Origin of the sequence: uncultured Aurantimicrobium sp., assembly GCF_936931525.1 — a bacterium.
GTDB lineage: Bacteria > Actinomycetota > Actinomycetes > Actinomycetales > Microbacteriaceae > Aurantimicrobium.
This window is the reverse complement of record NZ_CAKZII010000012.1, coordinates 1-8,181: the sequence shown is the minus strand read 5'-3', so window position 1 is coordinate 8,181 and position 8,181 is coordinate 1. Positions and strand designations below refer to the sequence as shown.

The 8,181-nt window shown below is 57.5% G+C and carries 8 protein-coding genes; 5 read left to right on the top strand and 3 right to left on the bottom strand.

Features of this window, described 5'->3' with window-relative positions; translation table 11 throughout:
• A partial coding sequence (locus Q0362_RS00495; protein WP_298118553.1) for a carboxyl transferase domain-containing protein occupies window positions 1–512 on the top strand: 512 nt, incomplete at its 5' end.
• Complete coding sequence (locus Q0362_RS00490; protein ID WP_280795500.1) at window positions 509–724, top strand: acyl-CoA carboxylase subunit epsilon; 216 nt, start codon at window positions 509–511, stop codon at window positions 722–724. The genes Q0362_RS00495 and Q0362_RS00490, both read left to right, overlap by 4 nt.
• On the opposite strand, the gene Q0362_RS00485 is transcribed toward Q0362_RS00490, so the two are convergent.
• Complete coding sequence (locus Q0362_RS00485) at window positions 725–2,026, bottom strand: class I SAM-dependent RNA methyltransferase (RefSeq protein ID WP_298118546.1); 1,302 nt, start codon at window positions 2,024–2,026, stop codon at window positions 725–727.
• A 33-nt stretch (window positions 2,027–2,059) separates the two neighbouring features.
• On the opposite strand from Q0362_RS00485, the gene Q0362_RS00480 reads away from it, so the two are divergent.
• A complete protein-coding gene (locus tag Q0362_RS00480; RefSeq protein WP_298118545.1) occupies window positions 2,060–2,686 on the top strand; it encodes a nucleoside triphosphate pyrophosphatase in 627 nt (208 codons plus the stop codon).
• Window positions 2,687–2,772: 86 nt separating this feature from the next.
• Entirely contained in the window at window positions 2,773–4,548 is a 1,776-nt protein-coding gene (locus Q0362_RS00475) for a biotin carboxylase N-terminal domain-containing protein (RefSeq protein WP_298118543.1), read from the top strand.
• A 74-nt stretch (window positions 4,549–4,622) separates the two neighbouring features.
• On the opposite strand, the gene Q0362_RS00470 is transcribed toward Q0362_RS00475, so the two are convergent.
• Window positions 4,623–6,059, bottom strand: coding sequence for an NAD(P)H-quinone dehydrogenase (locus tag Q0362_RS00470; RefSeq protein ID WP_298118540.1), 1,437 nt, complete (start codon window positions 6,057–6,059; stop codon window positions 4,623–4,625).
• Window positions 6,060–6,098: 39 nt separating this feature from the next.
• On the opposite strand from Q0362_RS00470, the gene Q0362_RS00465 reads away from it, so the two are divergent.
• Window positions 6,099–6,953 (top strand): purine-nucleoside phosphorylase, encoded by an 855-nt coding sequence (locus Q0362_RS00465; RefSeq protein WP_298118537.1) that lies wholly within the window; start codon window positions 6,099–6,101, stop codon window positions 6,951–6,953.
• Here Q0362_RS00465 and Q0362_RS00460 read toward each other — a convergent pair whose 3' ends face one another.
• A complete protein-coding gene (locus Q0362_RS00460) occupies window positions 6,954–8,075 on the bottom strand; it encodes an adenosine deaminase (RefSeq protein ID WP_298118534.1) in 1,122 nt (373 codons plus the stop codon).
• Window positions 8,076–8,181: the final 106 nt, after the last annotated feature.

Below are 8,181 nucleotides of genomic sequence, written 5' to 3'. Positions count from 1 at the left end.
ACGCGTTCTCTATCCCCATCCTCACCCTGGTGGACGTTCCCGGATACCTTCCCGGCACTGACCAGGAGTGGGCTGGTGTGATTCGTCGTGGAGCCAAGTTGCTCTACGCCTACTCGGAAGCAACTGTTCCCCTCGTAACCGTGATCACCCGCAAGGCTTACGGTGGCGCATACATCGTGATGGGTTCCAAGCAGCTCGGTGCTGACATCAACCTGGCCTGGCCTACTGCAGAAATTGCTGTGATGGGTGGTCAGGGTGCCGTCAACATTCTGTACCGCGGTGAGATCAAGAAGGCGGAAGAGGAAGGCGCAGACGTCAACGCCGTCCGCACCAAGCTCGCCAACGAATACACCTACAACGTGGCCAGCCCCTTCCTCGCTGCAGAGCGTGGAGAGCTGGACGGCGTGATTGAGCCAGCACAGACCCGTGTTGCCGTGACCAAAGCACTGCGTGCCTTGCGTGGCAAGCGTGCGTCACTGCCTCCCAAGAAGCACGGAAACATCCCACTGTGACAATCGAGAACGTGCGCTTCCTCACTCAGGGTGTCACCCCTGAGGAGAAGGCTGCTGTGCTCGCCATCCTCGACGCGCAGATTGCTGAAGAGTCAGCAATCGAGCACGAAGTTCAAGGCGCAGGAATGAGCGCCTGGCAGGTGTCTCAGCGAGGTATCCGCGAAGACATCAAGGGTGGCTCACGCCGCTTTGGTTGGGATTTTGGGAAGTAATTAGCTTCTGACGAAGCGGGCAACCGCTTCCACGTGGTGCGTGTTCGGGAAGAGATCGAACGCACGCAGTTCTTCCAGCTGGTAGCCCCGCTCTGCAAACAATGCCACGTCGCGCGACAGCGCCACAGGGTCGCATGCCACATAGACCAGCTGCGCTGGAGAGAGCTCAGCAAGAGAGTTCACGACGTCCTTGCCTGCACCTGCACGTGGTGGGTCGAGAACGATTGTCGCTGCGGCGTAGCGTGCCTTCTCCACAGCGTTGAGATCACCCAGAACACTGGCAAGGTAGCGGTCAACACGTGCGGTGACAGCACGTGCTCCGACCCACTCGGCCAAGTTATCGAGCGCATACTCGGTCGCCATTTCGTCGGACTCAACCGAGGTCATCCGAGTGGTGGAACCAAAGCGGTCTCCCACGGCAGCAGCGAACAATCCCACGCCGCCATAGAGGTCGTGGTTTGCAGCACGGGGGTCAAACAGTGCCTCATCAATAACCGAGCTCACGGCATCAGACAGTGTTGCCGCAGCGTGACGGTGCACCTGCCAGAAGCCGCGCACGTCCACCTTGAATGCGCGCTTGCCCACCATTTCAGTGATGGGTTCGGGAGCGGGACGCTTCTTGTTCTTGCCGTTGTCAATGTTGCCGGCAATCGCACGAGCAGAATCTCCGCTGGGTCCAACGAGGTCAATGAAATCGATGCCAGGGATGCGCTGGCCAAAGGGAGCAAGCTCAGCAATGCGCGAGGCAGCCAAAGGCAGATCGTCCACTTCGATGACACTGTGGCTGCGGGAAGCATAGGGGCCAACCTTGCCGTCGGCATCAACGTGCAAGCGCACGCGCGTGCGCCAGCCAGTGCCCTTGGATTCGTTGTCGCCGTCGAGGGCTTCGACCTCGACACGGCGTTCAATCTTGCCCATGCGGGAAAGAGAATCTTCGAGAACGAATGCTTTGAGCTCGCGCTGGGTGGCCAGCTTGATGTGGCCAAACTCTGCGCCACCTGCGCGCTCAGCTGGATCACGGGTCACACTGGCGGCAGACCACACGTGTTCTTGGCGATCGGGAGAAGCTTTCAATACCTCAACGGTGTCTGCACGCCAGAAGCTTTTCTGTGACGCATCCGTGATGCGAGCCAGGACGCGTTCGCCCGGAAGAGTGTCCGCAACGAAGATGACACGACCGTCGTGACGGGCGACAAAAACACCACCGTGAGCGACATTGGTAATGTCGAGCTCACAGAGTGTGCCCACAAACTCGGATCCTCGAGAGGTGGACGCATTTCGCTGTGTTTTTGCTTGAGCCATACTTCGAGCTTTCCATATCTGAAAGGCGTGCACGTGCGCTTCTACCTCGCATCCACCTCTCCCGCACGTTTGGCGACCCTGCGCAGCTCGGGAATTGAGCCTGTTGTCGTGCCCAGCGAGGTCGATGAAGACGCCGCTGTTGCCGCTGCCGAGGCAGCTGCAGGCGGCGAATTAGCACCGGCTGAGATGGTGCAATTACTCGCTCAGGCCAAAGCTGAAGCAGTTCTGAACTCAGAGATCGATGGACTTGTCCTCGGTGGTGACTCTGCATTTGTGCTCGATGGCGTCACCTATGGCAAGCCCCACACCCCCGAGGTGGCACTCGAGCGCTGGCAGAAGCAGCGCGGTCGCACCGGGCAGTTGTATTCAGGCCACTGGATGATTGACCACCGTGGTGGGCAGCTGAACTCTGCCGTGGGTGAGGTCACCGTTGCTGAGGTGACGTTCTCCTCAGATATCTCCGATGCTGAGCTCGAGGCCTATATTTCTTCAGGAGAACCACTCAAGGTTGCCGGTGCTTTCACCATTGATTCGCTTGGTGCCGCCTTTATTGACCGCATCGAGGGAGACCCCTCGACCGTGGTCGGGGTCTCTGTTCCTGCACTTCGCCGCATGGCAGGCCAGTTAGACGTGTTCTGGCCTGAACTCTGGAACAAATAGTCGTTGTAGGCATCGTTCACGACTCGCGGACTTTTTTGTCGTAGATGCCCAACTGAACAGGCCCTCCGCTTACTAGGCTGGGGACTATGTCCCGCATTACAAAGGTCCTCATTGCGAACCGTGGCGAGATCGCCGTTCGCATCATTCGTGCAGCACGTGACTACGGAATTGGTTCCGTCGCCGTCTATGCCGACCAAGACATTAACTCTCTCCACGCGAAGCTTGCTGACGAGGCTTACGCCCTCAACGGCACCACCAGTGCCGAGACCTATCTTGTTATCGACAAGATCCTCGCTGTTGCCCGCAAGTCAGGCGCTAACGCGGTTCACCCCGGTTATGGCTTCCTCGCTGAGAACGCTGACTTTGCTCGCAAGGTGCAGGCAGCTGGTCTGATCTGGATTGGCCCCAGCCCCGAAGCTATCGAACAGCTCGGTGACAAGGTTTCGGCCCGTCACGTGGCCGAGAAGGTGGGCGCACCACTTGCTCCCGGAACCATCAACCCGGTATCTGGCGCTGAAGAAGTTCTCGACTTCGTCGACATCCACGGTCTGCCTGTTGCCATCAAGGCAGCATTTGGTGGTGGTGGCCGCGGCCTCAAGGTTGCCCGTAACCGTGAAGAAGTAGCGGAACTCTTTGAATCCGCAACCCGTGAAGCAATCGCAGCCTTCGGCCGTGGTGAATGCTTCGTGGAGAAGTACTTGGACGAGCCTCGTCACGTGGAAACCCAGTGCCTCGCTGACGCTCACGGCAACGTGGTTGTGGTTTCTACTCGTGACTGCTCTCTGCAGCGTCGCCACCAGAAGCTCGTTGAAGAAGCTCCTGCACCGTTCCTCACAGAGGCACAGACCACTGAGCTCTACCGCGCCTCGAAGGCCATCCTTAAAGAGGTTGGCTACTTAGGCGCAGGAACCTGTGAATTCCTCATTGGTAAGGACGGCACTGTTTCCTTCCTCGAAGTAAACACACGTCTACAGGTTGAGCACCCTGTCTCTGAAGAAGTCACCGGCATTGACCTCGTTCGCGAACAGTTCCGTATCGCTGAAGGTGGCGTTCTGGATTATCCAGACCCTGTTGTCACCGGACACTCGTTCGAATTCCGCATCAACGGTGAAGATGGTGGCCGTGGATTCCTCCCCGCACCAGGTCCCGTGCACGTCTTCCGTGCACCAGGTGGCCCTGGTGTTCGCGTGGACTCGGGTGTCACCGCAGGGGACGTCATCTCTGGCTCCTTCGACTCTCTGTTGGCCAAGCTCATCGTGACCGGAGCTACTCGTGAAGAAGCTCTTGAGCGTTCACGCCGTGCTCTAGATGAGTTCGAGGTTGCCGGTCTTCCCACCGTGCTTCCTTTTCACCGCAAGATTGTCCGCGACCCTGCGTTCGCTCCTGAGGGTGACAAGCCCTTCACCATCTATACCCGTTGGATTGAGACCGAGTTCGTCAACGACATCGAGCCTTGGAGTGGTGAAGCAGAAGAAACTCCGTCACTAGCGAAGCGTCAGCACGTGACTATTGAGGTTGATGACCGTCGCATCGAAGTTTCCCTGCCCGCAAAGCTCCTGCGCGCAAACAACGCAGACCTCGCAACACAGGGCCCTGCTCCTGTCCGCAAGGTTGCTTCTCACGCTGTGGGCGGCGCCGGTGGCGCAACTGTCAAGGCTCCCATGCAGGCAACCGTGGTCAAGATTGCGGTTGAAGAAGGCCAGAAGGTTGTCAAGGGCGATCTGATCTTGGTTCTGGAAGCCATGAAGATGGAACAGCCCGTGGAAGCCCACAAGGATGGCGTCATCTCCGGCATCAATGCCGAGGTTGGCCAGACGGTGTCCAACGGTCACGTTCTGCTGAACATCGACGACGCTGAATAACTCGCTCGAGAGAACTCTTCACGAAAAAGGCCCGCTGAGTATTCAGCGGGCCTTCTTTCTTAAGCGTGTGTGTTCTACTTCTTCTCCACTGCATGCAGCGCACGAGCAGCATCCACGATGCTTCCAGCAATGGAGGGGTAGATAGCAAAGCTCTTGGCAACGTCATCGACAGTGAGGCGGTGCTCAACGGCGAGCGCGAGCGGGAAGATCAGCTCTGATGCACGAGGTGCCACGATGACGCCACCGATGACGGTGCGCGAGGTAGTCGTTGTGATGAGCTTCACAAAGCCGTCACGAATACCCTGCATCTTGGCGCGAGGGTTCGCAGTCAAAGGAAGCTTGAAAACTGTTCCACGGATGATGCCTGCTTCGATTTCTGCCTGGCTCCAGCCCACTGAGGCAACCTCAGGCTGAGTGAAGATGTTTGCTGCCACGTTGCGTTCATCGAATGGGGTTACTGCGTCACCGAGGGCGTGGAAGGCCGCGGTGCGACCCTGCATCATGGCCACAGAAGCCAAAGGAAGTGCCGCCGAGCAGTCGCCCACACCATAGATGTTGGGTACAGAGGAACGCGCAACTCGGTTGACCACAATGCGTCCGGCGTCGTCGAGTTCCACACCTGCTTCTTCCAGGCCTAAACCCTTTGTGTTGGGAACAGAACCCACTGCAATGAGGCAGTGGCTTCCTTCAATAACTTGACCGTCTGCCAGGGTCACCTGAACACGCTTGGTGGTGCGCTCCACCTTTTCCATGCGGGCTTTGGACATCACGGTCATGCCACGACGGATGAAGACTTCTTCCAGTACTGCGGCTGCATCCGCGTCTTCACCAGGAAGAACGGTGTCGCGGCTGGAGACCAGGGTGACCTTGGAACCCAGTGAAGAATATGCCGAAGCAAACTCAGCACCTGTCACACCCGAACCAACCACAATCATGTGCTCAGGAAGTTCGGTGAGGTTATAGAGCTGAGTCCAGGTGAGAATGCGCTCACCATCTGGCTTAGCGGTCTCTAACACTCGTGGGCTTGCACCGACGGAGACGATGATGGTGTCTGCTTCAATGCGGTCAAAGTCTGTGCCACCAGGACCAGTGGAGGCAATCACAGCGTGATCACCGTCGAGTCGACCATGGCCTGGAATGAAGTTCACGCCGGCCTTCTTCAGCGCCTTCTGCATATCTTCAGACGTATCGTGGGCCAGGCCAAGCAGACGCTTGTTCACGGTCGCCATGTTGATGGTGATCTCAGGCTTGCGTGGCTTATTGTCTTCCCCCTTGACGGAGAACTGGACACCCAGTTCGTCAGAACGTCCCAGAGTGGAGGTGAATTCAGCTGTCGCAATGAGGGTCTTGGAGGGAACAACATCGGTGAGCACGGCAGAGCCACCCACACCAGAACGCTCAATCAGAGTTACTTCTGCTCCGAGCTGGGCTGCTGCCAGTGCTGCTTCGTAGCCACCAGGGCCACCACCCAAAATTGCAATGCGCTGCTTGCGTTCAAACTCAAAAGCCATGACCTTATTCTCGCACTACGTGAGCAATAGGCTGGGCGTATGTCGAACGCAGGTGAGTGGGGTTTCAACCCACTGGAAGACCCTTCCCAAGATCCTGCCGAAATAGCTAAGCAAGCTGCGTTTGAGATTGCTGTTGCCACGGGCATAGGCCACCACGATATTGCGCTAACCCTGGGTTCTGGCTGGGGTGCGGTCGTGGACATGATTGGCAAGACCACCGAGGAAATCCCTGCTGAGGAAATCACGGGCTTTAGTGCTTCGGGAGTCCCCGGCCACCTCGGCACGATTCGCAGTGTGATTCTGCCGAGTAACAAGCGCCTGCTCGTTATTGGCGCACGGACTCATCTCTATGAAGGTCGTGGAGCTCCAGGTTTTGTGCGCCGCGTCGTGCATAGCGTCCGCACTGCGTCAGCAGCGGGCGCGAAGACTATGGTCCTCACCCACGGCGCTGGTGGAATTCGCCCAGCGTGGCAACCAGGAACTCCCGTGCTGATCAAAGATCACCTCAATCTCACAGGCACCACACCTATTGAAGGTGCGACATTCATTGACATGACGAATGTCTACACACCAGCACTGCGCCAGCTCGCCAAGAGTGTGGATCCCTCGCTGGGTGAAGGGGTCCTTGCTCAGGTTCCCGGACCTCAATATGAAACGCCTGCAGAGGTACAGATGCTGCGTGGCATGGGTGCGGACATGGTGGGAATGTCTATTGCGCTTGAAGCCATGGCAGCCCGCCAGGCAGGCATGGAAGTGCTGGGGCTTTCCTTGATCACTAATCAAGCAGCAGGTATCTCATCCACACCCCTGTCACACCGAGAAGTGCTCGAGGCAGGCGCTCAGGCAGAGCCTCGCGTCAGCACTCTACTGGCGAAGATCCTCGAGCAGATCTAGCTAGCGAGCAAGCTGAACGGCTTCAACGAAGCCGTCCGTAATCGCATCTGCAAGTGCTTCGCGATCTTCCAAAGGAAGGAACGCGGACGCGGCAGCGTTCTGCTGGAACGTTTCGAGGTCAGCCAGTGTGTAGGCAAAAGCATCAGCAACGAGCCACAGTTCCTTCGACAGCGACGTTCCGCTTTGCAAACGGTTGTCGGTGTTGACGGTAACCGTCATACCCAATTGATAGAGCAGATCAAAGGGGTGGTCCATCATGTCTGTTCCCCACGCAGCAATAGCTCCGGTTTGCAGATTGGACGATGGGGAAAGCTCAAGCGCAATGCCACGGTCCTTCACCCACTGTGAGAGAAGCCCCAGCGAGACAAAGGTGGCGTTCTCATCTGTGCCATCAATACTGATGTCTTCAGCCAAACGAACACCGTGGCCGAGACGTAGAGCGTGGCCATCACTGAGTGCGCTTTCAATACTGGAAATGCCATCTGCTTCACCGGCGTGAATGGTGACGGGGAAATATTCACGTGCGAGGTAATCGAAGGCGTCTTTGTGAAGGGATGCAGGGAATCCCAACTCAGCACCAGCAATATCGAAGCCCACAACGCCGTTGTCACGGTGACGAACAGCCAGCTGAGCAATCTCGAGACTGCGGTCAGCGTGACGCATAGCGGTCACCAATTGACCAATACGGATGGTCTTTCCCTGAGCAGCGGCATCTTCGATGCCCTGCTCAATTCCTTCTTGGACGTATTCCACAACCTGGTCAAGAGTCAGGCCCTTAGTGAGGTGCTGTTCTGGTGCCCAGCGCAGCTCGCCATAGATCACACCATCGTTGGCGAGGTCGATGACCGACTCGCGCGCTACACGAGTGAGTCCCTCACGGGTCTGCATCACAGCACAGGTCAGGTCAAAGGTCTTCAAGTACTCAACAAGAGAACCTGAGTTGGACTGGTCTGCAAACCACTGGCCCAGGCCCTCAGCATCGAGAACAGGAAGCTCGATTCCTTCTGCTTCTGCCAATTCAATGATGGTGGCGGGGCGCAGGCTGCCATCGAGGTGATCGTGCAGAGAGATCTTGGGAAGGGTGCGGACATCGACGCCGTCGAGGACAAATTCAGCAGACATGTTGAGCTTTCGGTTGTGATTGAGATGGATTAGAGAACGTCGTCGCGGCCAGAGATGCGCAGGGCATCGACCACAGACTTGACCTTTTGAGCATTGGCAGTGGTGG

Coding starts and splice junctions, on each gene's coding strand:
- Q0362_RS00485 (WP_298118546.1), bottom strand. CDS start 2,026: ATGGCTCAAGCAAAAACACAGCGAAATGCGTCCACCTCTCGAGGATCC.
- Q0362_RS00460 (WP_298118534.1), bottom strand. CDS start 8,075: ATGTCTGCTGAATTTGTCCTCGACGGCGTCGATGTCCGCACCCTTCCC.
- Q0362_RS00470 (WP_298118540.1), bottom strand. CDS start 6,059: ATGGCTTTTGAGTTTGAACGCAAGCAGCGCATTGCAATTTTGGGTGGT.
- Q0362_RS00465 (WP_298118537.1), top strand. CDS start 6,099: ATGTCGAACGCAGGTGAGTGGGGTTTCAACCCACTGGAAGACCCTTCC.
- Q0362_RS00475 (WP_298118543.1), top strand. CDS start 2,773: ATGTCCCGCATTACAAAGGTCCTCATTGCGAACCGTGGCGAGATCGCC.